At 41.8% G+C, this 24,222-nt stretch carries 26 protein-coding genes; 17 read left to right on the top strand and 9 right to left on the bottom strand.

The annotated features are described in order from the left end of the window. Genes SP60_RS03750 through rpmH form a run of 5 tightly spaced genes read right to left on the bottom strand, consistent with a single transcriptional unit; the run spans position 1 to position 3,209 of the window. Positions 1-867: a TauD/TfdA family dioxygenase gene (locus tag SP60_RS03750; protein ID WP_053951351.1), complete on the bottom strand. Its 867-nt coding sequence runs from the start codon at positions 865-867 to the stop codon at positions 1-3. Further along, entirely contained in the window at positions 860-2,476 is a 1,617-nt protein-coding gene (yidC, locus tag SP60_RS03745) for a membrane protein insertase YidC (RefSeq protein WP_053951350.1), read from the bottom strand. The genes SP60_RS03750 and yidC overlap by 8 nt, the downstream gene beginning before the upstream one ends. A gap of 26 nt (positions 2,477-2,502) precedes the next feature. Further along, the gene (gene yidD, locus SP60_RS03740) at positions 2,503-2,718 is read right to left on the bottom strand and encodes a membrane protein insertion efficiency factor YidD (protein WP_053951349.1); all 216 of its coding nucleotides are present in this window, start codon (positions 2,716-2,718) and stop codon (positions 2,503-2,505) included. Further along, complete coding sequence (gene rnpA, locus SP60_RS03735; protein WP_053951348.1) at positions 2,718-3,059, bottom strand: ribonuclease P protein component; 342 nt, start codon at positions 3,057-3,059, stop codon at positions 2,718-2,720. The genes yidD and rnpA overlap by 1 nt, the downstream gene beginning before the upstream one ends. 9 nt (positions 3,060-3,068) lie before the next feature. Then, positions 3,069-3,209, bottom strand: a complete 141-nt coding sequence (rpmH, locus tag SP60_RS03730) for a 50S ribosomal protein L34 (RefSeq protein ID WP_053951347.1) — start codon at positions 3,207-3,209, stop codon at positions 3,069-3,071. A 135-nt stretch (positions 3,210-3,344) separates the two neighbouring features. On the opposite strand from rpmH, the gene dprA reads away from it, so the two are divergent. From dprA to trpB, 7 genes are all read left to right on the top strand, one after another. Continuing rightward, positions 3,345-4,433, top strand: coding sequence for a DNA-processing protein DprA (gene dprA / locus SP60_RS03725; RefSeq protein ID WP_053951346.1), 1,089 nt, complete (start codon positions 3,345-3,347; stop codon positions 4,431-4,433). Between the two features lie 10 nt (positions 4,434-4,443). Continuing rightward, complete coding sequence (locus tag SP60_RS03720) at positions 4,444-4,935, top strand: Smg family protein (RefSeq protein ID WP_053951345.1); 492 nt, start codon at positions 4,444-4,446, stop codon at positions 4,933-4,935. Beyond that, complete coding sequence (gene topA / locus SP60_RS03715) at positions 4,935-7,319, top strand: type I DNA topoisomerase (protein WP_053951344.1); 2,385 nt, start codon at positions 4,935-4,937, stop codon at positions 7,317-7,319. Before SP60_RS03720 ends, topA begins: the two co-directional genes overlap by 1 nt. Positions 7,320-7,406: 87 nt before the next feature. Continuing rightward, positions 7,407-7,589 carry a hypothetical protein gene (locus SP60_RS03710; protein ID WP_053951343.1) on the top strand — a complete coding sequence of 61 codons (183 nt, stop codon included), beginning with the start codon at positions 7,407-7,409 and terminating at the stop codon, positions 7,587-7,589. A gap of 10 nt (positions 7,590-7,599) precedes the next feature. Then, positions 7,600-8,307, top strand: coding sequence for a hypothetical protein (locus SP60_RS03705; RefSeq protein ID WP_053951342.1), 708 nt, complete (start codon positions 7,600-7,602; stop codon positions 8,305-8,307). Continuing rightward, complete coding sequence (locus tag SP60_RS03700) at positions 8,308-8,916, top strand: phosphoribosylanthranilate isomerase (RefSeq protein WP_053951341.1); 609 nt, start codon at positions 8,308-8,310, stop codon at positions 8,914-8,916. It abuts the gene before it with no gap. Beyond that, positions 8,913-10,118, top strand: coding sequence for a tryptophan synthase subunit beta (gene trpB, locus SP60_RS03695; RefSeq protein WP_053951340.1), 1,206 nt, complete (start codon positions 8,913-8,915; stop codon positions 10,116-10,118). The genes SP60_RS03700 and trpB overlap by 4 nt, the downstream gene beginning before the upstream one ends. Before the next feature lie 355 nt (positions 10,119-10,473). On the opposite strand, the gene SP60_RS03690 is transcribed toward trpB, so the two are convergent. The 4 genes from SP60_RS03690 to SP60_RS03675 all read right to left on the bottom strand — a co-directional run bounded on the left by SP60_RS03690 (position 10,474) and on the right by SP60_RS03675 (position 15,225). Next, entirely contained in the window at positions 10,474-11,841 is a 1,368-nt protein-coding gene (locus SP60_RS03690; RefSeq protein ID WP_053951339.1) for an L-serine ammonia-lyase, read from the bottom strand. Between the two features lie 198 nt (positions 11,842-12,039). Further along, positions 12,040-13,206: an MFS transporter gene (locus tag SP60_RS03685; protein ID WP_082319636.1), complete on the bottom strand. Its 1,167-nt coding sequence runs from the start codon at positions 13,204-13,206 to the stop codon at positions 12,040-12,042. Further along, positions 13,207-14,565, bottom strand: a complete 1,359-nt coding sequence (glmU, locus tag SP60_RS03680) for a bifunctional UDP-N-acetylglucosamine diphosphorylase/glucosamine-1-phosphate N-acetyltransferase GlmU (RefSeq protein ID WP_053951338.1) — start codon at positions 14,563-14,565, stop codon at positions 13,207-13,209. It lies immediately after the preceding gene. Next, positions 14,566-15,225: a hypothetical protein gene (locus SP60_RS03675; protein ID WP_053951337.1), complete on the bottom strand. Its 660-nt coding sequence runs from the start codon at positions 15,223-15,225 to the stop codon at positions 14,566-14,568. A gap of 72 nt (positions 15,226-15,297) precedes the next feature. On the opposite strand from SP60_RS03675, the gene SP60_RS03670 reads away from it, so the two are divergent. From SP60_RS03670 to SP60_RS03625, 10 genes are all read left to right on the top strand, one after another. Then, on the top strand, positions 15,298-17,712 hold the full coding sequence (locus tag SP60_RS03670) for a heavy metal translocating P-type ATPase (protein ID WP_053951336.1): 2,415 nt from the start codon (positions 15,298-15,300) through the stop codon (positions 17,710-17,712). Between the two features lie 84 nt (positions 17,713-17,796). Beyond that, positions 17,797-18,009: a 50S ribosomal protein L31 gene (gene rpmE / locus SP60_RS03665; RefSeq protein ID WP_053951335.1), complete on the top strand. Its 213-nt coding sequence runs from the start codon at positions 17,797-17,799 to the stop codon at positions 18,007-18,009. Positions 18,010-18,125: 116 nt separating this feature from the next. Beyond that, the gene (gene hemE, locus SP60_RS03660) at positions 18,126-19,160 is read left to right on the top strand and encodes a uroporphyrinogen decarboxylase (protein ID WP_053951334.1); all 1,035 of its coding nucleotides are present in this window, start codon (positions 18,126-18,128) and stop codon (positions 19,158-19,160) included. Between the two features lie 2 nt (positions 19,161-19,162). Further along, positions 19,163-19,987: a tryptophan synthase subunit alpha gene (gene trpA, locus SP60_RS03655; RefSeq protein WP_053951333.1), complete on the top strand. Its 825-nt coding sequence runs from the start codon at positions 19,163-19,165 to the stop codon at positions 19,985-19,987. Positions 19,988-20,006: 19 nt separating this feature from the next. After that, positions 20,007-20,855, top strand: coding sequence for an acetyl-CoA carboxylase, carboxyltransferase subunit beta (gene accD, locus SP60_RS03650; RefSeq protein ID WP_053951332.1), 849 nt, complete (start codon positions 20,007-20,009; stop codon positions 20,853-20,855). After that, complete coding sequence (locus tag SP60_RS03645; RefSeq protein WP_053951331.1) at positions 20,848-21,258, top strand: FKBP-type peptidyl-prolyl cis-trans isomerase; 411 nt, start codon at positions 20,848-20,850, stop codon at positions 21,256-21,258. The genes accD and SP60_RS03645 overlap by 8 nt, the downstream gene beginning before the upstream one ends. Continuing rightward, positions 21,255-22,181: a 4-hydroxy-3-methylbut-2-enyl diphosphate reductase gene (gene ispH, locus SP60_RS03640; RefSeq protein WP_053951330.1), complete on the top strand. Its 927-nt coding sequence runs from the start codon at positions 21,255-21,257 to the stop codon at positions 22,179-22,181. The genes SP60_RS03645 and ispH overlap by 4 nt, the downstream gene beginning before the upstream one ends. A gap of 51 nt (positions 22,182-22,232) precedes the next feature. Beyond that, positions 22,233-23,177, top strand: a complete 945-nt coding sequence (locus SP60_RS03635) for a carbohydrate kinase family protein (protein WP_053951329.1) — start codon at positions 22,233-22,235, stop codon at positions 23,175-23,177. 108 nt (positions 23,178-23,285) lie between these two features. Further along, positions 23,286-23,567, top strand: coding sequence for a hypothetical protein (locus SP60_RS03630; protein ID WP_053951328.1), 282 nt, complete (start codon positions 23,286-23,288; stop codon positions 23,565-23,567). A gap of 72 nt (positions 23,568-23,639) precedes the next feature. Next, positions 23,640-24,221, top strand: a complete 582-nt coding sequence (locus SP60_RS03625; RefSeq protein WP_053951327.1) for an MASE1 domain-containing protein — start codon at positions 23,640-23,642, stop codon at positions 24,219-24,221. The last annotated feature ends 1 nt before the right edge of the window (position 24,222 follow it).

Genomic DNA, 24,222 nt, shown 5'->3' with positions numbered 1-24,222 from the left:
TTAAGATTGTACGCGATTAAAATAGCGCCCTCTCAGCATTAATCTGGGTGTATCTTGCCGGTCGGTAAAAGCCGAGCGTTTATGCAAAACATTGTTGCACAAAATCCCTTGATTGGCGCTCATGGTGTGAGTGAAATGATAAGGTGTGCTACTGGCTAAAAACAGGTCTAAAATTTCAACCGCTTGCCTGATTTCAGCAGAATCATAAAAGTCGATATTTTTCTTTCTTTGAGTGTAGCGCATATAAAGTTGACCAGTCATTTCATCGGTGAAAAAAATAGGCCCAATGGAAGTTTTTCGCCTAGTTTGGCCATTGACCACATGTTTGGGTATGCTCATAGCTTGAGCATGGGTCAGTGCTTTTGTCACATCTGGATTCTGTTCTCTCAAGAGTAAATAGGCCATTTGTTGATCAATCCATTGATTTTCGCCTCCCATTTGCGCTGGCCTAACACAAAATAAAGAGAACGCACGAATGCGTTCTTCAGGTGCATTGTAATAGCCATCTGTATGCCAGCCAATAGCACGGCTTGTGTAAGGAATAAACTCCGCTTGATCTGCTTGATCACTTTGAGTGATATGAGCCAAGCCCTGATTTTGAACATATAAATGCTGATCAAATGCTTTTAAGCCAAACTGCTTATTAAAGCTGACCATGCTAGATTCGTAGTTTGGTTGAGTAGGCGTGTGAAATAATGCAAAATTATTAACACGACATAAATAGGCGATTTGTGATTTTTCAGCCGTTGATAGTTGAGCAGGGTTACTGACTTCTATTAGGCAGCTTTCAATATCAGTCTGAGCGTTGGCAAGCTTTTCATCTCGCCAAAATTGGTAGTCATCCGTTGAGGCGATGACGTTAGCCATTAATGCGCTTATTGATAAACCACTGTTGTGCAATTGACAAGATATTGTTAATCACCCAGTAAAGAACCAGTCCTGATGGGAACCACAAGAAGAAGATGGTAAAGACGAATGGTAGTGCCATCATAATTTTGGCTTGCATTGGGTCAGGCGGCGGCGGATTTAGCTTTTGCTGTACAAACATAGAGGCACCCATGATGAGTGGCAAAATGTAGAATGGGTCTGGCGCAGCCAAGTCAAGCAAGTACCAAAAAGGGGTTTGGCGTAATTCAACCATTTCTAATAGCACCCAATAAAGAGAGATGAAAACTGGAATTTGCACTAAGATTGGCAAACAACCAGCCGCTGGATTGATTTTTTCTTTGCGGTATAGCTCCATGGTCTTTTGACCCATTTTCTCTTTATCGTCGCCATACGTTTCTTTTAACTTGGCCAACCTTGGGGAGAGTTTTCTCATGCCTGCCATTGAACGGTAAGATTTTTCACTGAGTTTGTAGAAGGCTAGCTTGATCAAGATGGTGAGAATAATGATGGCATAACCCCATGACCCGACATAGGCATAAATCCAGTTCAATACTTCTGAAAGTGGCTTGGCAATAATAAACAAAATACCGTAATCAACGGTTTTGTCGAGACCGGGCGCTAAATCATCAATATGTGCTTGTTCTTTAGGGCCAATATATAAAGCATTCTTTCCAAGTGTGGCAGTTGCGCCAGGGGCAATATTTTGAGCAGAATTAACAATCGTTAGTAAGTATTTTCCGTTGTTGACTTTGGCAGAATAATTGTGTGTATTTTGGGCTTCAGGAATCATGGCCACAAAGAAATAATGCTGGATCATTGCTGACCAGCCACCTTTAGAAGTGGTTTCTGGTTGTTCGTTGAATTCATCAAACTCAATTTTTTCATACACTTCTTGGTCGTCATATTTAGCACCACCGGTATAGGTTGGCATCATCATGTTTGACTGGTCTAGTGCATTGCGCACTAATTGAGTGTAGCTGGTAACATCCAGCGGATTATTTGAGTTATTGCTTACTTGGTAATCGATATTGACCATATAACTACCTTTGCTAAAGTGGTAGTTTTTAGTGACGACAGCGCCGTTTTCACCAATCCATGTTAATGGCACTACCAGTGTATCACCTTGCATTTGGTAGTGTGTTTGAGCTGCGTTAAAGACAGAGTGATGTGTTGGCATTTGCTCACTTGGCAATAAACCACTTTGCGCCTGGAATAGTTCATTAGGCGTATCACTTAGTAGTTGAAAATTGGCAATAGAGCCTAATTCAATTGGATAATCATTGAGCCAAGCGTTAGTAATAGTACCGCCTTTGTGGCTAATTTCTAATGTTAGCAAATCAGTAATGACCGTTACAAACTCGCCATTATGAGTAGTTTTTGTCGCTGGAACGTTAGGGGTTGGGTTGGTGCGAATCGCACTTGGCACGTTAGCATTTTTGCTAATAGAGGCGTCTACAGTGTTTTCAGTTTTTGCTTGATAGATTAAGTCACCATTGGCATCAGTTGCATGTTGTCTATCCCACTGCTCATTGAGTAAGAAAATACTAAGAAGTATGGCAATAATAAGGAAAAATTTTTGATTATTCATCGGATTTATTTTTAATTAAAGTTAAGTTATTTTTTAGGTACTGGGTCAAGGCCACCCTCGTGCCAAGGATGACATTTGCCGATACGTTTTGCAGCTAATATAAAGCCTTTTATCAAGCCATGATCTTTGACAGAATCGTAGGCGTATTGAGAACAGGTAGGCTGAAAACGACAATTAGAACCGAGAAAAGGGCTGATCAGTAGCTGATAGAGTTTAATCGGTATTAATAATAGATAGCGCATTATTTGCCAACTACTTTATTAAATAAAGTAGCCAAGTCCTGCGTGATAACGGCATTATTAGCAGGCTTCGAGCGCTTAGCCATGACCACAAACTCCCAATTCCCTAGCTGAGCTTGTCTAAGCCTAAAGGCTTCACGCGCTAATCGTTTGAAGCGATTACGTTGAACCGCTAAACGATGTACTTTTTTAGAAATTGCCAGACCAAGTTTGGCCGGAGAATCATCCGTCTTAATAGACATAACTTGCCAATATTTTCCCCTAGTCATTTTTCCATGATTAAAAATGGATTTATAGTCGCTAGGTTTTAATACTTTAGATTGGCGAGTTAATCTAAAAGACATCTGAATGGTTTAAGCTGTTAAGCGCTTACGTCCCTTTCTTCTGCGCGCATTAACAACTGCACGGCCTGCTTTAGTACTCATTCTTGATCTGAAACCGTGCTTACGCTTACGCTTAATAACACTTGGTTGAAAGGTTCTCTTTTGCTTCATAACGGATATTGTTCAATAAAATCTTGCAATTTTACCATAACTTACTGCGCTTGGCATTAACTGTGACGAATATAGCTTGTAGACTAATATAGATGCTACAATGACCCCTATTCAAGATTTTAGATAAGGTCGTTAATGGATTTGGTTTATTGGTTGTTATTGTTAAAAGCGCCACATTTAGGCATTAAAACATTCTATAAAGCGTTGCAACATTTTGAAACGCCACAACAAGTGTTTCTTGCCAGCCATAGTGACAGACTCAATACTGGTTTGTTTAAAAAGCCAACACTGACTTATTTGGCGTCTGCTGATGTGGCCCTTGTGCAAGCGGATCTTGATTGGATGCAAAAAGAGAATTGTCACATCTTAACCTTAATTGATAAACGTTATCCATCCCAATTAAAAACCATCTCTGATCCGCCACCGATACTCTATGTTAGGGGTGATGTTGATTGTCTTCAGGATCCTCAGTTGGCTATTGTTGGCAGTAGAAATCCCACCACAGGTGGCGAGCAAAATGCACAACAATTTGCAGCTGATTTGGCCAAACTGGGCTTGGTCATTACCTCTGGAATGGCTAGTGGTATCGATGCACAAGCACATATCGGCGCATTAGAGCAGGGCGCCAAAACCATTGCTGTGTGTGGTACAGGGCTTGATAGAATCTATCCAGCAAAACACAAGTCTTTAGCACACCAAATTTCTATGCAGGGCGCACTTATATCTGAATTTTTTATTGGCACATCCCCCATGGCCAGTAACTTTCCTAGGCGTAATCGACTTATTAGTGGTTTGAGTCTGGGCACGCTAGTGGTTGAGGCAAGTATTAAGAGCGGCACGATGATTACTGCCAAACTGGCCGCCGAGCAAGGTAAAGAAGTATTTGCTATTCCCAGCTCAATTCACAACCCTTTGTCTGAAGGATGTCACTATTTGATTAATCAAGGTGCTAAGCTGGTTAGCAGTGTAAATGACATTGTTGAGGAGCTACCAAAGGACTCATTGAGTGATATACTGCCACAGAAAAATACCGATTCTATAAAAGAGATGGACAAAACTGGGTCTAAAGTATTAAAATGTCTCAGCTATGAACCTTTGAGTGTTGATCAGTTGGTTGAAAAAACCCGACTCAGCCCACAGGTAGTATCTCAAGAGTTACTCTTGTTAGAGTTAGCAGGCAAGCTAGAAAAAACGCACGCACAAGGCTACGTATTAATTAAATAAAATTTATAACATGACACATAATATTCTCGACGTTCTTACTTATATGTTCGATTATCTTTTCGAAGAAGCGGAACAGAACAACGCACACGAAATTAACGATAGTGAGCTAAAGGCTCACCTATCAGATGCCGGCTTTGATGTTGCAGGTATTGATAAGGCGCTAAGCTGGTTGGAAAATATCGCCACCTTGCAAGACGGAAAAATTAAGCCATTTGATTTAATTCATCAAACCAGCATGCGTATTTATACAGATGCTGAGCAATCAAAATTGGATGCTAAGGCGCGTGGTTTTTTACTGTTTATGGAAAATGTAGGCCAGCTAGACGCTAATCAACGTGAAATGATTATTGAGCAAGTAATGTCACTGGGCGACACTGGCATTGAATTAGAAGATCTGAAATGGGTAGTTATGATGGTATTGGGCAATAGTGTCGACGGCGAAATATCGGCTCAATGGCTTGAGTCTATTGTGTTTCTTGATGAAAACCGTACCTTACAATAATGGCTAAGAACTTAGTTATCGTTGAGTCCCCTGCCAAGGCCAAAACGATTGAAAAATTTTTGGGCAAAGATTATGTTGTTAAGTCAAGTATTGGCCATATTCGCGATATGCCAAAAAAGAACATGGGTATCGACATTGAAAATAACTTCGAGCCTACCTATGAAGTAACAGCTGATAAAAAGAAAGTTGTTGCCGAATTGCGCAAAGCGGTTAAGTCAGCAGAAAAAGTGTACCTAGCAACGGATGAGGATCGCGAAGGTGAGGCCATTGCTTGGCATTTGCTAGAAGCACTCAAACTTCCAAAAGATACCGCTAGAATCGTTTTTCACGAAATTACTAAAGGCGCGATTACTAGCGCCATTACCGCACCAAGAACGGTGGACTATCATTTAGTAGATGCGCAACAAGCACGCCGAATTATTGATCGCTTAGTAGGTTTTGAAATTTCGCCGGTATTATGGCGCAAAATCTCAGGGGCGCGTTCAGCGGGGCGTGTACAGTCTCCGGTGATGCGTCTTGTGGTTGAAAGAGAAAGAGAGATTACTCAGCACACCTCGGTATCAACTTACAAAGTTAAAGCTGAACTGGTAAATGCAAGTGGTGAAGTAGTTGATGTTAAGCTCAATAAAGATTTTGACTCTAAGACAGAGGCATTCGCTTTTGCCACCAAGTTATTATCAGCAGAATTGAAGGTTATCTCGATTGAGAAAAAACCTTCAAAACGTTCGCCAAAAGCGCCCTTCATCACCTCAACTTTACAACAAGAAGCCTCGCAAAAATTGGGATTTTCGGTTAAGCAAACCATGACCATTGCCCAGAATTTGTATCGCGAAGGATCGATTACGTACATGAGAACAGACTCGTTCACCCTATCAGAAACTGCAATTGAAGCAGCAGGCAAGGTGATTGAGCAAGAGTTTGGTGAACAATATCACCATACCAGACGCTTTAAGACTAAAGATTCAGGTGCACAAGAGGCGCATGAGGCAATCCGCCCAACGGATCTGACCAAACCAAGTATTTATGGGGTAGATGAGCAAACGGCCAAACTATATAGCCTTATTTACAAGCGCACACTTGCCTCGCAAATGAGCGATGCACAATTACAAAAAACCCAGATTAAAGTCGTGGCATCCAATGCAGATGAGCAATTTGTGGCCAACGGTGAAATCTTAACATTCCCAGGCTTTTTAAAAGTTTATGATTATCTGTCTGCTGACGATAAATTGCTACCTGACTTGAGTGAGGGTGATGCTTTAACCCTTGCTAGCTTCTCTGCAAGAGAGAGTTTTTCTCGCGCCAAGCCGCGTTATACCGAAGCCTCGTTGGTTAAAAAAGTGGAAGAAATGGGTATTGGTAGGCCGTCTACCTTTGCCACTATGGTCTCCACGGTTCAGGATCGTAATTATGTCAGCAAAGAAACTCGAGAGGGTTATGAGCGTGAGTACGAACTGATTGAGATACAAGACAATACGGTGGTTGAGTCAAGGCCTAGTGAAACAACAGGTGCTGAAAAGAACAAACTCTTTCCGACGAATGTTGCTTATTTGTTAAATGACTTTCTAGTGAAAAACTTTAGTAATATTATTGATTACGAATTTACCGCCAAATTAGAAAGTGATTTTGACACGGTTGCGACGCAAAATGTGCCTTGGAAAAATGTGGTGAAAAACTTCTATGATCCATTTCATGCGCAAATTGAAGCAGCAGCAGATATTTCTAGAGAAGAAACACATGGTATGCGTGAGTTGGGCGAAGATCCAAAATCTGGAAAACCGGTCAGTGTTCGCTTTGGGCGTTATGGTGCATTTGCACAAATTGGTCATAAAGACGATGAAGACAAGCCTACTTTTGCAGCACTGAGAGGTACGCTTGACATTGAAACCATTACTTTGGATGAGGCGTTAGAATTATTCAACATGCCGCGCACCGTTGGTGAAACAGATGATTATGGCGTGATTAAAGCCAACTATGGACGTTTTGGACCTTACCTTCAATACGGTAAAAAATACGTCTCTCTAAAAGAACATATACCAGAAGAAGTGGATTTGACAACGGCGTTAGAACTAATTGCAGCCAAGGAAAAATTTGATGCAGAGCGCATTATTAAAACCTTCGATGAGTCTGAAATTCAAGTCCTAAATGGTCGCTTTGGACCGTATATTTGGAATGGTAAAAAGCGTGGAAAAGGGCAAAAAAATATTACCATTAAAAAAGTATTTGGTGATAAAGAGCCTGTTGATCTAACCCTGGAAGAGTGTAAGAAGGCTATTTCTGGGAAGCTTAAGCCAAAAACCAAAACACGCAAAAAAGCTGCGCCAAAAAAATCGACAGTTAAAAAATCTACGAGTAAATCTACCAAAAAGCCCGCTAAGAAAAAGTAATAGGGCGCCATAGCCTTATTATCACACAGCCTTTTTTCACCTTGTCGGTGTAAAATGCAAAGCATTTATTGTTAAATATCAAATGTTATGTTACTAATTAGCGAAATAATGATCGGAAATCCGCAAATTGATAGCTTTGAAGAGCTAGTGGTAGTACTTAAAACCATCTCAAAAGCTTCTGATGAGCGCTTCTTCCGTATGGATGTGAAGCCCGATTATGCAGATGTGCCAGATAACTGGGAAGACCGCCTAGAAGCGGCCTTTTACTAAAGGAAAAGCCATGGGAAAATACCTAAATAAAGAACAAATATTTGACGCAGAAGACGGCGAAGATTTGTATGCTAACGAAGAGCAGCTGGTCGCACGCCTAGAGTTTTTTGAAAAACAGCTTTCTGAGCAAACGCCAGACACGCCAGTTGAGGAGCGTATTAACACCTTGCTAGAAATTGCCCGCATTCAAGTTGAGCGTTACAAGGGGGCGGATGCTTGGGAAAAGGCGATGGCAGCCTTTGATCTGGCGAAAGACAACGAGCTTTGGGAATTGGCAACAGAAGCTTGTGATGCGATGTTTTTATCAGAAGGTCCTGATGCATTAAAGGCATTGGGCCATGCTTTATGGTTGAGCGTTACTTTCCCAATTGATCCAGAAATTACCGTGGCCATGCTACAACATTTAGTAGAGGAGTCGCCAAAGGGTGCTGATACTAAAGCCTACGCTGCTGCAGTAGCTCACTATATTGTTTCTATTCGTCGCGGTGCAAATGACGACTTAACGTTCTTTGCCTCACAGATGATTGCCTCGGTTGCCGATGAGCATTCGCATGTGACTGACCAATCAACCTTTGATTTATGGCGTAAAACCCTGCAATTAGATAAGCCAGAAGTATTCTTGCCCAAGCTTTCTAGCGCGGTTGAGCAGCTCGTTGGTGACAACTGGTGGGTTGATCGTGATACCATTAGAGCCAAGTTAGACGCTGAAGGAAAATAAATGAAAATCAAAATTTGTGGTTTTACTCAGGCTCAAAATGCACGTGATGCGTCCTTGCTGGGTATTGACGCAATTGGCTTGGTTTTTTATCAAAAATCTCCGCGTTATGTTGAGGTTGAGCGCGCCCTAGAAATTGTTCAGGCATTGCCACCTTTTATTAATCGGGTAGGCTTATTTGTTAACGCCGATTCATATTTTATTGATGAGGTGTTGTGTGAAGTGCCACTGGATACTTTGCAATTTCATGGTGATGAATCGCCGCTAGAATGCGCACAATATGCTATGCCGTATATTAAGGCTTTGCGGGTCAATGAGCAGACAAACATTCCCCAACTCGCACAAGCGTATCAGCAGGCCAGCGGTCTGTTATTAGATGCTTACCACCCAACGAATTATGGCGGTACGGGCGAGCGTTTTGATTGGTCGTTGGCTCAAGTAGATATTGAGTTGCCGATTATTTTGGCAGGAGGGCTTAACCCTGAAACTGCTGCTCAGGCGGTGAATCAAGTCAATCCTTATGCGCTCGATGTATCCAGCGGTGTAGAAAGCGCAAAAGGCGTTAAAGATCTTGAAAAAATACAACAATTCATTCAACAAGCAAACTTATGAGTAATTACAATTTACCCGACGATAAGGGTCATTTCGAACAATATGGCGGCGCATTTATGCCAGAAACACTGGTTACAGCTGTTACCGAACTTAAGGATGCTTATGAAAAATTTAAAGATGATCCAGATTTTATAGCCGAGTTTGAGCACGATCTCAAGCATTATGTGGGGCGTTCTACGCCACTATATCATGCGCAAAATTTAAGCCAAAAACTCGGCGGTGCGCAGATTCACCTCAAACGTGAAGACTTAAATCATACCGGTGCACATAAAGTAAACAACACGATTGGTCAGGCTTTATTGGCAAAGCGTCTAGGAAAGACACGCATTATTGCTGAAACTGGTGCAGGCCAACACGGCGTTGCAACAGCGACCGTGGCAGCTAGGCTAGGGCTTGAGTGTGTGGTTTATATGGGTGAGGTGGATGTTGCGCGCCAAGCTTTGAATGTTTTTCGTATGAAGTTACTCGGAGCAACAGTCATTCCAGTAACGTCGGGCTCAAAAACTCTAAAAGATGCGCTTAATGAAGCTATGCGCGACTGGGTTACTAATATTGATGACACTTTTTATATCATTGGCACCGTCGCAGGTCCGCACCCTTATCCAATGATGGTGCGCGATTTTCAAAGTATTATTGGCAAAGAAGCGAAAAAGCAGTTTGCCGATCAAGTGGGCGGTTTGCCAGATGCATTGGTAGCTTGTGTGGGCGGTGGATCAAATGCAATTGGTCTTTTTCATGAATTTATTGATGATAAATCAGTTGAAATCTACGGTGTAGAAGCAGCAGGGCACGGCCTTGAAAAAGGTCCAACTGCACATGCGGCACCTTTATGTGCAGGCAGTGTTGGTGTGTTGCACGGTAATCGTACTTATTTGATGGAAGATAAAGACGGGCAAATTATTGAAGGCCACTCAATCTCTGCCGGGCTAGATTATCCCGGTGTTGGGCCTGAGCATGCCTATTTGAAAGATTCAGGTCGCGCACATTATGTTGCCATTACTGATGACGAAGCGCTAGACGCCTTTCACACGCTAACCAAAGTTGAAGGTATTTTGCCTGCACTCGAGTCTTCTCACGCGGTGGCCTACGGCTTCAAGCTTGCGCAAACATTAACACCCGATCAGCATATTATCATCAACCTTTCAGGGCGTGGTGATAAGGACATCCACACGATTGCTGAAATTGAAGGCATCGAATTTTAAAGGGTACTTTTTTCCAAACGCTTTGTTGTCGAAATTTTCAAAAGCAGTCGCTTATAATTTATAAGCTCCTGACTTTTCAAATTCCTTACGGCTTGATTTTGGAAAAAATTACCACTTTAAAATCTGGTAAAAATCCAATTTATCATTAAAATTTCGCAGATTTTGCGAATGAGTCCAGATATTGGTATATTTTTTATAGTTTTTAGCGATAAACAGCCTATTTTTTGTTAAAAAATCGATATTTATCGTAATTATTATCTATTTTTACCCTAAAACTACCTATTTTTAGCATTTTTTACTAATATAAGCCCATTTGGGAAATTTCCAAAATTTTTAAGCGATTAAGGCTATTGGCTTAACATTCAGTCATGCTGAGCGCTAAGCCGCCAAGAGAAGTTTCTTTGTATTTGCTAGACATGTCAAGTCCTGTTTTTTTCATGGTTTCGATACAGCGATCTAGGGAAATTAAATGCTCTCCACTTTCTCTTAATGCCAGAGAGGCGGCGAGATAGGCGCTAATTGCGCCAAAGCCATTGCGCTCAATACACGGAATTTGCACCAAGCCTTTAACAGGATCGCAGGTTAAGCCTAGGTGATGCTCTAGGGCAATTTCTGCAGCGTTTTCAATTTGTGCACTACTGCCTTTTTTAGCAGCGCAAAGTCCAGCCGCTGCCATCGAAGAGGCCGAGCCAACCTCACCCTGACAGCCTACTTCGGCGCCTGAGATAGAGCTTCGGTGTTTGATTAATCCGCCAATTGCAGCGGCGGTTAGTAAAAAATCATAGATTTGTTGCTGCTCAGCATTTTGATGATGCACCAAGTAATATAAAACAGCCGGAATAATTCCAGCGGCGCCATTGGTTGGCGCTGTGACTACCATATGACCTGAGGCATTTTCCTCATTCACAGCCATTGCATAAGCACAGAGCCAATCATTTGCATCTGCATTGTCTGGATCTCGTGTTAGCTGCTGATGTATATTTTTAGCGCGCCGAGGTGTGTTTAAGCCACCAGGCAGTATACCCTCGCCTTGCAAGCCTTTTTCGACACAGATCTCCATAGATTGCCAAATTTTATCCAAGCCCTGTTCTAGTGATTTTTTGGAAAGGCTCTGGGTTTCGTTGGCATATTTCATTTGCGCAATCGATAAATTGCTCTGTTTTGACATGAGCAGCATAGCATCGGCTGAGTCAAATGCATAGGGGCATTGTGCGTGAGTTTTGCTGAGCATAGGGGCTTGAAGCTGATCAATGTTTTCCAATGTGGTGATGAATCCACCGCCAATAGAAAAGTAGGTTTTTGAAAGTAGTATTTTTTCTGAATTGTCCAGCCAGTTAAATACCATGCCGTTTGGATGCTGAGGTAGTGAGTGCTTCTTGTCAAAAATAAGCGATTTTTCAGTATCAAATCCCACGTTAAAATTCTCTGTTAGTTCAAGCGTTTTTTTGCGTCGTAATTGATGGCTGAGCGCTTCCACATCGATCTGGGATAAGCTTTCAGGCAAGTAGTCATGTAGGCCCAATATAATGGCCAAATCAGTTGAATGGCCAATACCTGTGTGCGCCAAAGAATCCTTTAATGTGCAGCGAATGTGGGTGTCGGTCTGAGTGGGCTGTGCACGTACGTGATTAATAAAAGCATGCGCAGCTACCATGGGCCCCATGGTATGAGAGCTTGACGGTCCAATGCCGACTTTGAATAATTCTAAAACACTAATAAACATATAAAATATTTGCTAATAAAGTTAGTTATTATGGCTTAATCATACTAGTATATTTATAGCCACACCAGATTAATTCGATTGATTATACACATACTGATTTTATGCAATCAGCACTAAAATAAGGGGTTAAGCATAGACTATGCACTGGCTGTTTTTAAGGTGAGGCTGAGATTGTTTGGGATAGACAAAGCTTAATTATTAAGCTTTAACCTTCAGCCACCAAAGTAATAATAGTAGTTGTACTACCAATAGGGGTACGACAGATAACAACACACTTTCCCAGCCAAAGTTAAACACAAACCAGCCGGCAGAAAGTGAGGCAACGGCTTGTAGGCTGAAAATTAAAAAGTCGTTAACTGACTGGACTTTGAATTTTTCAGAATCAGTGTAAGACTGGGGCAGCAAGCTAGTGCCGCCAATGAATAAAAAATTCCAGCCCAGTCCTAGCAAAATAAGCGCTATCCAGTAGTTGTCTAGTGCATGACCTGAGAGGGCAATGGCAACACAAATAAAATACAGTAAAACGCCGACAATCATCATTTTACTTAGGCCTAATAGCTTAACAATCCAAGGAGTAAATAGCGAAGGAAGGAACATCGCAATAACATGCGACTGAATAACAAACTTGGTATGCTCTAAAGAGAACCCATCGATCACGTGCATGCTCATCGGTGTTGCTGTCATGATGTAGCTCATTACCACATAGCCAACGGCTGCGCTCGACATGGCGACGATGAAAACGCGTTGTCTGATGATATTGCGTAACTCTCTGCCTGAGGATGAATGGTTTGTTGAAGTGACATGATTGGGCTTATAAAACCACAGTAGTGCAAAGGCCAGAACAAAACAAAGACTCAGTAAAGCGAAAGAGCCAGCAAATTGAATGCTAAATAGGTCTTGCCCTAATAGAGCAATCTCTGGCCCCAAATAGGCGGAAACTAGGCCACCAATCAGCACAGCTGAAGTAGCTGTCGCGCTCAAGTGACGATCAACACTTTCAATCGCAGCAAATCTAAATTGGTTCATAGTTGCTGTGGTAATGCCAAATAAAAAAGTGGCTGTGCAGAATAAGTAAAAAGACTGACTATTGAGCGCCACAATGGCCAGTGTAATAATGCCTAGGGTGTAAATACAAACACCTAAAAAAGTTCGACGTCTGCCAAAGATAGACATAATGCGGTTAATAGGGATGATGCCACTGGCTGTGCCAACCACTAATAAAGCAACAGGTAAGGTTGACAGGCTATCCATGGGTGCTAAATTTTGACCAATAATACCGCCTAGAAAAATCACAAAGACACTCAGTGACATGAACAGCGCAAGTCCGGCTGTGAGTAGCCAGACATTTCTAGGTAAGGTTAGCATTTATTGTTTGACTGGTCTTTTCCAGCTTGGAAAAAGTCTTTGTTTTGATCTGCTTAAGGTTAGTTGGCCTTCTGGCGCACTTGAAGTGATGGTTGATCCTGCGCCAATCGTGGCGTTCTTGCCAATGCTAATAGGTGCGACGAGCTGCGAGTCTGAGCCAATAAAGGCACCGTCACCAATGATGGTTTGATGTTTATTGACGCCGTCATAGTTGCAAGTAATGACGCCTGCGCCAATGTTAACGCCTTTGCCAACTGTGCTGTCGCCCACATAGCTAAGGTGTGACACTTTTGAACCTTTACCGATGGTAGATTTCTTAACTTCGACAAAATTACCAATTTTAGCGTTTTCTCCAATGTTAGCTTGCGGGCGAATGCGTGCAAATGGGCCGATTGAAGCGCCATTGCCAATGACAGCATCTTCAATCACTGAATTTGCCAATATTGTGACGTTATCACCGATTTTAGAGTTTTTTATACAGCAGTTCGGCGCAATTGTTGTATTATTGCCCAGTGTGACTACACCTTCAATGAGGGTGTTAAAGTCAATTTCGCAATCTTGTCCAAAGCTTAATTCGCCACGACAATCAAAGCGCGACGGATCTTTTAGACTCAGGCCAAGCTGCATGTATTTAGCGGCTTTTTGTTGTTGATAGATACGTTCGAGTTCGGCGAGTTGAGTTTTGTCATTGACGCCAGCCACCTCAAACTCGTCGGTGGTAATAACCGAGGAAATAGTTTTGCCATCATTAACGGCAGATGCAATGATATCAGTGAGGTAGAGTTCGCCTTGGGCATTGTTTGTATCTAGACTATTTAAATATTTTTTAAGCAGTGTTGTTCGAACTGCCATGATGCCGGTATTAACTTCACAGACTTTGAGCTGTTCAGCGCTTGCATCTTTTTGCTCGACAATGGCTTGAATGATGTTGTTGTCGCGAATGATGCGACCGTATCCTGTTGGATTTTCTAAAATCACGGATAAAAGAGCAATACCCGATGTTTTGCAAGCGCTAATTAGCTGCTCCAGTGTTGCGCGTTGAATAAGTGGCACATCGCCATATAAGATGAGCGATATTGAATTATCTTCAATATGGGGTGTTGCTTGTTGCACCGCATGTCCTGTGCCCAATTGCTGTTTTTGTTCAACCCAGTTAATATGGTTATCATTAATAGTTTGCTGAACTTGTGCACCGCCAAATCCATACACTACATGGATTTTCTGACTGATTAATTTGGCTTGTTTGAGTACATGACCCAAGAGTGTGTTATCTGCTAAAGTTTGCAAGACTTTAGGCTTGGATGAGTTCATGCGCGTGCCTTTGCCCGCTGCCAGAATAATGGCGTGAATATTAGTCATTTAAAAGTCTTCAACAATTGGATTTTGATCAAGATAGCTTTCGGTAATACCCGGCACAATAAAGCTAATGGTGGCGATAACTTGCCCGTCTTTACGTCCAACGCTGTAAGTGGCAGCGCGCATTTGTAGCGGTGCGTTTTTAAAAATATCAGCAAAATTATGAGATTTTCTAGATTGTGCTACAAATTCTTCTTTGCTGATAAAAGTGTACTTAATGTTATGATTTTGATATGCCTCATTTTCAAAATCGGCAATCATTTGGGTAAATTCATCTTTATTAAAGGTATTGGCACTGACCTCGAGGATGTCGAATTTTTCTTTCCCATCTTCAATTAAAACTAAGTCAAATTGGGTTTTAAGCGCATGGAACATTTTTTTAACTTTGCTGACATCTGTTAGCGGTAGCATCAATACGGTAGAAACCAGGCGATCATTTAGAAAGCGAAAGGCCAGCTCAGCTTCTTCACCTGCTAAAGAATGGTTTTTTAAGCACAAGGTGCCTTGTTCGTACCTAGCAGAGCAGTCTTCTAATGGATGGGCTTTTTGTAAAAAAACTTTAGGCATGCCTACCACGTACTGCTTGTAGAGTCGAATTTGCTCGCCTGCTATACTAGAGGTGCCAAGGGCGCTAAGTAGAATTAATAATAGGATGCGTTTCATACAGAAAAAATCGTTTTAACTTGGATCATATTGTAAACGCATAAGCCTTTAAATACAATAAAATTGCGTCGTATGAGTAACACGTGTTTTCATTGCGGACTGGAAGTCACTAGCCATAACCGCATTCAGGCAAATATTGAGCAGGCGCCCCAAGATTTTTGTTGTGCTGGGTGCGCCAGTGTGTGTCAAATAATTCATCAAAGTGGCTTAGGTGCGTTTTATTCTCAGCAAACTAGTTCGATGTTACCTGCGGTGACACTCGAGTATCCGCTTGAGTTTTATGACGCGCCAGCTTTTCAGCAGCCTTTTTTAGAATCTGCACCCGAGGGTGAAAAAATTATCACCTTAATTAGCGACACCATTCACTGCGCGGCGTGTGTATGGCTGATTGAAAAAGCCCTTAACTCTTTGACGGGTGTGAACTGGGTGCGCGCCAATTTAACCGACAAACGCATTCGACTTAGTTGGAATGAGGGCGATATTCAGCTGTCTCAGATTATGCAACGTTTGGCAGATTTGGGCTATAGTGCCATGCCATTTGAGCAAAATATAGCGGAGCAGCTCGCCAATAGATCGAACAAAGCCATGCTATATAAGATTGGATTTGCCGCCTTTACCATGATGAATTTATTGTGGATTTCTATTGCCCTGTATACCGGCGCTAGCGAAGGTAAGTATCATCAGTATTTTCAGTGGTTAGGATTTGCCTTGGCGACACCTACGCTGTTTTACTCAGGCTCTGGATTTTTAAAAAGTGCTTATACTGGGCTTAGAAACGGCCTGATGAATATGGATGTGCCGATTAGCATTGGCGCATTGACGACGTATTTTTACTCGGTCTATGTACTGCTCGGCTTCTCTGCTAAAGGCGAGGTGTATTTTGATACGGTGGTGAATTTTATTTTCGTCATTTTGATTGGACGCTACCTAGAAAGTTCAGCCAAAAAATCCTCTATTTCAGCGTCTAGCTCACTGCAACAATTACAACCAAAAGTCGCGTTAGTGATTAAAGATAAAGACGAAATTATCACTCCAATTGCCGCGATTAATATTAATGACCAGGTGTTAATTAGACCGGGTGAGCGCATTCCAGTTGATGGCTATGTACGCTCAGGCGCAAGCGATACCGATGAATCGCTACTCAGTGGCGAATCTAGGCCTGTGGCTAAAAAGATAGGTGATGAAGTATTTGCCGGTTCGGTGAATGGCCAAGGCGCTTTAGAGATTGTGGTGAGCCAAACACTCAAACAATCTGTGCTGGGTAAGATTGTGAGTTTGGTTGAAAACACTCAACATAATAAAAGTGCTGTGGTTTGTAGTATCGATCGAATTATTCCGTATTTTGTTGGCGTGACTATATTTCTCGCGCTTGCCACTTTTGTTTATTGGTATCCAGAAGACTTTGACTTAGCCTTATTAAGCGCGACTAGCGTGCTGATTATTACCTGCCCTTGTGCTTTTGGATTGGCCACGCCAATGAGTATTGCGGTGGCGAGCGGTGCGGCTATTAAAGAAAAAATGCTGATTAAAAATAGCGATACGTTAGAGGTGCTAAATCAGGTTGATTGGGTTGTTTTTGATAAAACCGGGACACTAACGTTGGGCGAGTTTAAGGTTGAACAGGTTGTCTATTCTCCCGCTCAACAGCAGGCTAAAAAATCTGATTTAATGCAAATTATGGCCAGCATTGAAAAATATTCAGAGCACCCTTTGGCGCAAGCCATCGTCGTTGAAAACCAACAGGCATTGTTAACAACGAACGACTTTCAATCCACGCCGGGCCAAGGTGTTAGTGCCAGTATTGATGGAGTTGCTTATAAAATCGGCAAATTGTCGTTTGTGGACAGCAGCCAACAGGTGGACGCTGACATGCTAAAAAATTCTCAACAAATTGAGTTGCAAGGCTCTAGTTGTATTTGGTGTTCGACTCAAGACCAGGTGCTGGGGTTTGTAGCCTTATCTGATCAGATTAAAGCAGATGCCAAAGCGACGATTGCCCAACTGTTAGCCACCGGAAAACAAGTTAGTATTCTGAGTGGTGATAGCCAAGTAGTGACACAAAAAGTGGCTGATTATTTAGGGATTAAGCATGTGGTGGCGCAAGCATTACCCGAGGATAAGGCAAGCTATATTAAGCAATTACAACAACAACATCAGGTATTAATGATTGGCGATGGGGTGAATGATGCACCGGCGTTAGTGCAGGCTGATACCAGTATGGCGATTGGCTCAGGTAGTGACGTGTCAGTTAATCATGCTGACGTGGTGTTGTTAAAATCAACTTTATCGCCAATTTTGGCCATGATTACCCTGGCTCAACGCACCAGTCGAACCATTAAACAAAATATTACTTTTGCTTTATTATATAACGCACTAATGGTGCCATTGGCGATGATGGCCAAGGTCACACCGCTGTTTGCCGCTATTGCTATGCCAATTAGTTCACTCATCGTGATTGGCAATGCGGCGCGTCTTCGAAAGAAATAAAAACAAACTGATAAAAAATAAAGCGCTATAGATGCAAATAGTATATAATTTGCTCTCTTTTGAGATTTAAACTTACATACAAACATGAAAACAGATATTCATCCTAATTACGACGCCGTTAAAGTAGTTTGCTCATGCGGTAATACATTCGATACTCGCTCAACGGTAGGCAAAGAAGAATTACACCTAGATGTATGTTCAAGCTGTCATCCTTTTTACACAGGTAAGCAAAAAATTATGGACAGTGCTGGTCGTGTCGAGAAGTTTAAATCACGTTTTGGTGCATTCAAGCGATAATCCTAACAGATTTAAACAAAAAGCCACATTTATGTGGCTTTTTTTATGCCCGATTGAATAGGATGTAAAGCTAAATATCGTTATAATTATGGCATTCAATTTTTATCCTTAATTCTATGTCATTTGATTATATAAACGCCTTATTAAAAAAGCCTACAACACGCACGCCGATTTGGGTTATGCGTCAAGCAGGGCGTTATTTGCCCGAGTATCGAGCAACGCGTAAACAAGCCGGTGATTTTATGAGTCTGTGTAAGAATCCAGAGCTTGCCTGTGAAGTAACGATGCAGCCGATTGATCGTTTTGATTTGGACGCTGCTATTTTATTTTCAGATATTCTCACCATTCCTGATGCCATGGGATTGGGGTTGTATTTTAGTGAGGGTGAAGGGCCAAAATTCGAACGACCAATTCAAACTTTGGCGGATATTGAGGCTATTCCTGCAGAAGTTAACAACGATCTGACTTATGTATTTGACGGCGTTTCCACTATCAAGTCTGCTTTGGGCACGCGCGCGCCACTCATTGGCTTTAGTGGTAGTCCTTGGACTTTGGCCACTTATATGATTGAAGGCGGTAGTAGTAAGACTTTTGCCAAGATTAAGGCCATGCTTTTTAACGAGCCACAAATGCTGCATTTATTGCTGGATAAACTCGCCAACAGCGTGATTGCTTATCTGGATCAGCAAGTACAAAGTGGCGCCGATAGCCTAATGGTGTTTGACACTTGGGGCGGGGTTTTATCCAAGCAAAATTATCTAGACTTTTCGTTGGACTATATGCAAAAAATTGTGAGCGGTGTTAAGGCCAAACATCCTAATACGCCAATCACTTTGTTTAGTAAAAATGGCGGCAAACACTTAGGCGAAATTTCAGCGACAGGTTGTGATGGTGTTGGCATTGACTGGACAGTAGAGTTGGGTGATGTTGAGCGCCAAATTGGCGATAAGGTGGCTATTCAGGGTAACTTGGATCCGGCTGTTATGTACGCAACACCTGAGATTATTAGAGCAGAAGTGAAAAAAGTGTTAGACCAATTTAAAGGAGATACAGGCCATATTTTTAATCTAGGTCACGGTATTACGCCAGATGTTGATCCGGAAAATATGAAAGTTCTTGTTGACGCCGTGCACGAATTTAGTGCCAAATAATCATGTCAAGATTAGCCTCAGTATTTGCCAATCTACCTCAAGGTCATAAAGCTTTTATTCCTTTTATTACCGCAGGGGATAGTGGCCTGGATAATACCTATGAGCTAATGTTGACTTTGGTGGCCAACGGCGCTAATGTTATTGAACTTGGTGTGCCGTTTTCTGATCCCATGGCAGATGGGCCGATGATTGCCAAATCGCATGAACGTGCGGTTGCAGCAGGAGTTAGCTTAAGGGATGTATTGGCATTGGTTAAAAAATTTAGAGCTGTTGATAACACCACAGCGGTGGTGTTGATGGGCTATCTTAATCCAATTGAAGTCTATGCTGCGCACAGCAACGCAGAAAAAAGTGGCTATCAAGCATTTGCCACGGATGCAAGCGCAAGTGGTGTAGATGGCGTGCTGGTGGTGGATATGCCGCCGGAAGAGGCGCACGATCTTAAGCAGAGTCTTGATGCGACAGGTGTTGATTTTATTTTCTTGGTAGCACCAACCACAACCGATGCACGCATTGAATTTTTAGCAACAATCGCTTCTGGTTTTGTGTATTTTGTATCGCTCAAAGGCGTAACAGGCGCTGGGCATTTGGATATTGACGTGGTTAAAAATAACCTCTCTAGAATTAGACAATATATTAATTTACCTGTGGGCGTAGGTTTTGGTATTAAAGATGCGAAAACGGCCAAAGCTATTTCTGAAAATGCCGATGCGGTAATTGTTGGATCGTCATTGGTTGCATTTGTTGAACAATATGCAGACGATAAGGCTAAAATGTTAGAAAGTGTTGGAAATTTAGCAAATGAAATTTCCTGTGCCATTAAATAATTAGAACAAGGATTTAGACATGAGCTGGCTAGAAAAAATCTTACCCTCAATCACTAATGTTGTTAAAAAGAATATTCCAGAAGGTTTGTGGAGTAAGTGTCCAAAATGTGAGGCAACGCTTTACGTTGAAGAGCTAAAAGAAGCGACCTATGTTTGCCCAAAATGTGACTACCATATGCGTATCTCGGCTCGAGTTCGACTTGAGAGCTTTTTGGATAAAAAAGGTCAAGAAGAAATCGCGCCTAATTTAGTTGCTGTTGATCCATTAAAGTTTAAAGATCAGAAAAAATACAAAGATCGTTACTTGCAAGCGCAAAAGGCTACCAATGAAAAAGACGCTTTAGTAGTTAAAAAAGGCACTTTAAATGGCCTGCCTGTTGTTGTCGCTGCCTTTGAGTTTAAATTTATGGGCGGTTCAATGGGCTCTGTGGTGGGTGAGAAGTTTGTGCGCGCCGCTCAAGAAAGTATTAAAACCAAAGCACCTTTAATTTGTTTTTCTGCCTCTGGTGGTGCACGCATGCAAGAGGGTTTGTTCTCGCTAATGCAAATGAGCAAAACTTCTTTGATGGTTAAGCTATTAAATGACCAAAAAGTACCCTTTATTTCCATCTTAACTGACCCAACTATGGGCGGCGTTTCAGCCAGTTTTGCGATGTTGGGCGATGTCCATATTGCTGAACCGAATGCTTTAATTGGTTTTGCTGGCCCTAGAGTGGTGGAGCAAACTGTGCGCGAAGAGCTTCCTGAGGGTTTTCAGCGCAGTGAATTTTTATTAGAAAAAGGCGCTATTGATCTCATTGTTCATCGCCATGAATTACGCCAACAAGTACACACTCTATTAAGCGCCATGACGTTTAATAATGGCTAATTACACCATTCACTACAAACTCAGTCATGCAAATGGCGCTTTGGTCGATGAGGCTTGGGATGAGCCTTTAGTATTCGAGGTGGGTGATGGGCAGCTTGATCCTTGTCTAGAAAAATGTGTGCTTGATGCCAAATTGGGCGAATTACAAACTTTTTTGCTTAGCGCTTCTGAGGCATTTGGTGAGCGTTATGATGAAGCTTTCCAGTTTATGTCGCGTGACGATTTCCCGTCAGATTTTAATTTTGAGCTAGATGCAGCAGTTGAATTCCAAACGCCTGCAGGCGATGCTTATGTTGGCTGTATTGATCAAATTGAAGATGGGCAAGTGCGAGTTAATTTTAATCATCCACTTGCAGGCGCCGATGTGTCGTTCCAGGTCAAAATTCTTGATATAGCCTCGTGAAAATCCTGTTAGCTAATCCACGTGGATTTTGCGCGGGCGTGGATCGCGCTATTGAAATTGTGGAACGAGCATTGAGCCTGCATGGCAAGCCAGTATATGTGCGCAATGAAGTTGTGCATAATAAATTCGTCGTTAATGATCTCAAAGCCAAGGGCGCTATTTTTGTTAAAGAGATTAGTGAAGTGCCTGAACAGCAGGTGGTTATTTTTAGTGCGCATGGGGTCTCTCAGATGGTACGCATGCAAGCCCAGAATATTGAGGCAACTATTTATGACGCTACTTGCCCTCTAGTCACCAAGGTGCACAAAGAGGTAGCGCGCAAACAAAAACAAAATCATCAAGTTATCTTAATTGGACATAAAGGCCATCCTGAAGTGGAGGGAACTTTAGGTCAATCAAGCGCAGGTCAGCAAGTGGCTTTGGTGGAAAATACAGCTGATATTGATCAATTAACGATTGCAAAAAATAGCGATATTTCTTATACGACGCAAACCACTTTATCGGTGGATGATACCCAGCATATTGTTGACCACCTAAAGGGTAAATTCCCTCATATTCGTGCCCCTAAAAAGGATGATATTTGCTATGCAACGCAAAACAGGCAAGATGCGGTTAAATCCTTAATGCGTTCAGCCGACGTCTTGTTGGTATTGGGATCTAGCAATTCTTCTAATTCAAATCGATTGCGTGAGATTGCCGATAAAATGAGTATCCCTGCTCATCTGATTGATGGGGCGAATGAAATTGAGAAAGATTGGATAAAAAATGCCAATATTGTAGGGGTAACAGCGGGTGCTTCGGCGCCAGAGGTGTTAGTGCAAGAAGTGGTTAACTATTTATATGATCACGGTGCAGATGAATTGCAAGAAGTCAGTGGCGCACAAGAAAACGTACACTTTCCAGTGCCAGAAGCGTTAAGATAAAAAAATAACAGGTTAAATCCTACTGAGAAATAAAAAAAAGGAAATAAAAACATGGAAAAAACAGCACTTATTTGTGGGTCATACGCCTTTGATTCAATCATGGTCTTTCACGATCAATTTAAAAATCATATTCTGCCGGATAAGGTGCATATGCTGAACGTCTCGTTTTTAGTGCCTACCATGCGCAAAGAGTTTGGTGGTTGTGGTGGCAATATTGCCTACAACTTACATTTACTCGGTGCTAATTCTATTCCTATGGCAACGGTGGGTGAAGATTTCACCCCTTATATGAATTGGATGGAAAAACACCATATGAACACCACACATATGAAAGTGATTGAGGGTAGTTATACTGGCCAAGCTTTTATCACAACGGATATGGATGATAATCAAATTACCGCCTTTCACCCGGGCGCCATGAGCAATTCGCATGAGAATAAAGTCAGTGATGTGAGTGTGGCAGATATTGGTATTGTTTCTCCAGATGGGCGTGACGGTATGATCGAACATGCCCAACAATTTGCAGAGGCACAAGTGCCTTTTATTTTTGATCCAGGCCAAGGCATGCCAATGTTCTCCGGTGAAGAGCTGATTAAATTTATTGAGCAAGCAACTTATGTGGCAGTTAATGATTATGAATCGCAGATGTTGCAAGATAAAACCGGGCTTAGTTTGAGCGCCATTGCTGCAAAAGTAGAAGCTTTGATTATCACCAAAGGTAGCCAGGGTAGCGAGATTCACGCCAATAATAAGCTCACACAAATCGCACCTGCTAAAGCGGCTGCTACTCAAGATCCAACGGGCTGTGGCGATGCCTATCGAGCTGGTTTGTTATACGGTATTATGAATGACCTAAGCTGGAAAGCCACCGGACAGTTGGCAGGGCTTTTGGGCGCGATCAAGGTTGCACACCTTGGTACTCAAAATCACACCTTTACCTTGGCAGATATCGAGAAACTTTATCAGGATAATTATGGTGAAGTGCTGTTACCATAAGGAATTTAGCCAGTTTTAATAACATAGTAAAATAATAGGTTATACGAAAAAAATAATAGGTTATAATACCCTTTGTTATTAGATCCTTTGAGGAGAGGTGGAAAAAAAATGAAAGCATTAGAAAAATTATTTGAATTAAGACGTTCACTAGATACTTACGAGCGTGAAATGGGTTTTGACAAATTGTCAGAAGTAGAAAAATCCGTATTAGAGTTTGTGGTGCATTCTAAGGATGCTAACATCACTAGAATTACCAAAGACGCATACTTTTTTAAGTATTCACTCTCTACAATCAAGAGAGCTGTGGGTGTTTTACTGAGTGAAAATATTATTACTGCGACACAATCTAGCCTTGATAAGCGCTCAATGATCCTAACTTACAATAAGTAATCTACACTTCTTTGGTGAGAATGCCATTTCCCAAAATTGTAAAATTGGCGTTAAACAGGTATCATTCTCACCATGACTGAAAAATTTCAAAACTACTTTATTGAAAACCTCATAGCCTTTATGAGTGTTTTTTCAATGGCGTATGTGATGACGTGGGCTGGTACGTTTGAAAACAGTGGTGAAATTGTATTGAGTCATTATTTGTATTTACCACTCGGTGCAAAAATATTGATGTATTTGCTATTTGGCTATCGTGTATTTCCAGGTGTTATCGCCGCTTGTTTTGTTGGCGGCGTTGTTTTAATGAATTCTTGGAATGGCCACTTCTTCATTGGCATGCTGTCAGCTTGTGCGGGTGCAATTGCTCCAATTGTGGCTATGTGTATCATGAAACAAACTCGGGTGAGTAATTTTTCCAATTTAGGCCAAGTTGATTTTCGACATGTGCTGTTCTTAATTGCATTTACATCAGTGATTAGCGCTTTATTAAAGTTTTTTGCTTATACACAAGATCTCACCCTCAATATTAACGCTGTGACCTTTATCACCCATTATATTACGGGTGACGCTCTGGGTGGCCTGGTGGTTATTTACTTAACTTTGCATGTTATAGTGCCAATACTTAAAGGGTTTTTCCCACAAAAATCAATCTAAT

The organism is Candidatus Thioglobus autotrophicus (assembly GCF_001293165.1).
In the GTDB taxonomy this organism is placed as follows: domain Bacteria; phylum Pseudomonadota; class Gammaproteobacteria; order PS1; family Pseudothioglobaceae; genus Thioglobus_A; species Thioglobus_A autotrophicus.
Note: the sequence above shows the minus strand (reverse complement) of the source record. Positions and strands in the feature narration are given on the sequence as shown.

Bases quoted from the DNA above. Each gene is read 5' to 3' on its own strand.
- rnpA (WP_053951348.1), bottom strand. From the start codon at position 3,059: ATGTCTTTTAGATTAACTCGCCAATCTAAAGTATTAAAACCTAGCGAC.
- hemE (WP_053951334.1), top strand. From the start codon at position 18,126: ATGTCATTTGATTATATAAACGCCTTATTAAAAAAGCCTACAACACGC.
- SP60_RS03675 (WP_053951337.1), bottom strand. From the start codon at position 15,225: ATGAAACGCATCCTATTATTAATTCTACTTAGCGCCCTTGGCACCTCT.
- yidD (WP_053951349.1), bottom strand. From the start codon at position 2,718: ATGCGCTATCTATTATTAATACCGATTAAACTCTATCAGCTACTGATC.
- SP60_RS03710 (WP_053951343.1), top strand. From the start codon at position 7,407: ATGTTACTAATTAGCGAAATAATGATCGGAAATCCGCAAATTGATAGC.
- trpB (WP_053951340.1), top strand. From the start codon at position 8,913: ATGAGTAATTACAATTTACCCGACGATAAGGGTCATTTCGAACAATAT.
- glmU (WP_053951338.1), bottom strand. From the start codon at position 14,565: ATGACTAATATTCACGCCATTATTCTGGCAGCGGGCAAAGGCACGCGC.
- rpmH (WP_053951347.1), bottom strand. From the start codon at position 3,209: ATGAAGCAAAAGAGAACCTTTCAACCAAGTGTTATTAAGCGTAAGCGT.
- yidC (WP_053951350.1), bottom strand. From the start codon at position 2,476: ATGAATAATCAAAAATTTTTCCTTATTATTGCCATACTTCTTAGTATT.
- SP60_RS03630 (WP_053951328.1), top strand. From the start codon at position 23,286: ATGAAAGCATTAGAAAAATTATTTGAATTAAGACGTTCACTAGATACT.
- topA (WP_053951344.1), top strand. From the start codon at position 4,935: ATGGCTAAGAACTTAGTTATCGTTGAGTCCCCTGCCAAGGCCAAAACG.
- accD (WP_053951332.1), top strand. From the start codon at position 20,007: ATGAGCTGGCTAGAAAAAATCTTACCCTCAATCACTAATGTTGTTAAA.
- SP60_RS03685 (WP_082319636.1), bottom strand. From the start codon at position 13,206: ATGCTAACCTTACCTAGAAATGTCTGGCTACTCACAGCCGGACTTGCG.
- SP60_RS03700 (WP_053951341.1), top strand. From the start codon at position 8,308: ATGAAAATCAAAATTTGTGGTTTTACTCAGGCTCAAAATGCACGTGAT.
- SP60_RS03690 (WP_053951339.1), bottom strand. From the start codon at position 11,841: ATGTTTATTAGTGTTTTAGAATTATTCAAAGTCGGCATTGGACCGTCA.
- trpA (WP_053951333.1), top strand. From the start codon at position 19,163: ATGTCAAGATTAGCCTCAGTATTTGCCAATCTACCTCAAGGTCATAAA.
- SP60_RS03705 (WP_053951342.1), top strand. From the start codon at position 7,600: ATGGGAAAATACCTAAATAAAGAACAAATATTTGACGCAGAAGACGGC.
- SP60_RS03625 (WP_053951327.1), top strand. From the start codon at position 23,640: ATGACTGAAAAATTTCAAAACTACTTTATTGAAAACCTCATAGCCTTT.
- SP60_RS03750 (WP_053951351.1), bottom strand. From the start codon at position 867: ATGGCTAACGTCATCGCCTCAACGGATGACTACCAATTTTGGCGAGAT.
- SP60_RS03720 (WP_053951345.1), top strand. From the start codon at position 4,444: ATGACACATAATATTCTCGACGTTCTTACTTATATGTTCGATTATCTT.
- SP60_RS03635 (WP_053951329.1), top strand. From the start codon at position 22,233: ATGGAAAAAACAGCACTTATTTGTGGGTCATACGCCTTTGATTCAATC.
- dprA (WP_053951346.1), top strand. From the start codon at position 3,345: ATGGATTTGGTTTATTGGTTGTTATTGTTAAAAGCGCCACATTTAGGC.
- SP60_RS03670 (WP_053951336.1), top strand. From the start codon at position 15,298: ATGAGTAACACGTGTTTTCATTGCGGACTGGAAGTCACTAGCCATAAC.
- rpmE (WP_053951335.1), top strand. From the start codon at position 17,797: ATGAAAACAGATATTCATCCTAATTACGACGCCGTTAAAGTAGTTTGC.
- SP60_RS03645 (WP_053951331.1), top strand. From the start codon at position 20,848: ATGGCTAATTACACCATTCACTACAAACTCAGTCATGCAAATGGCGCT.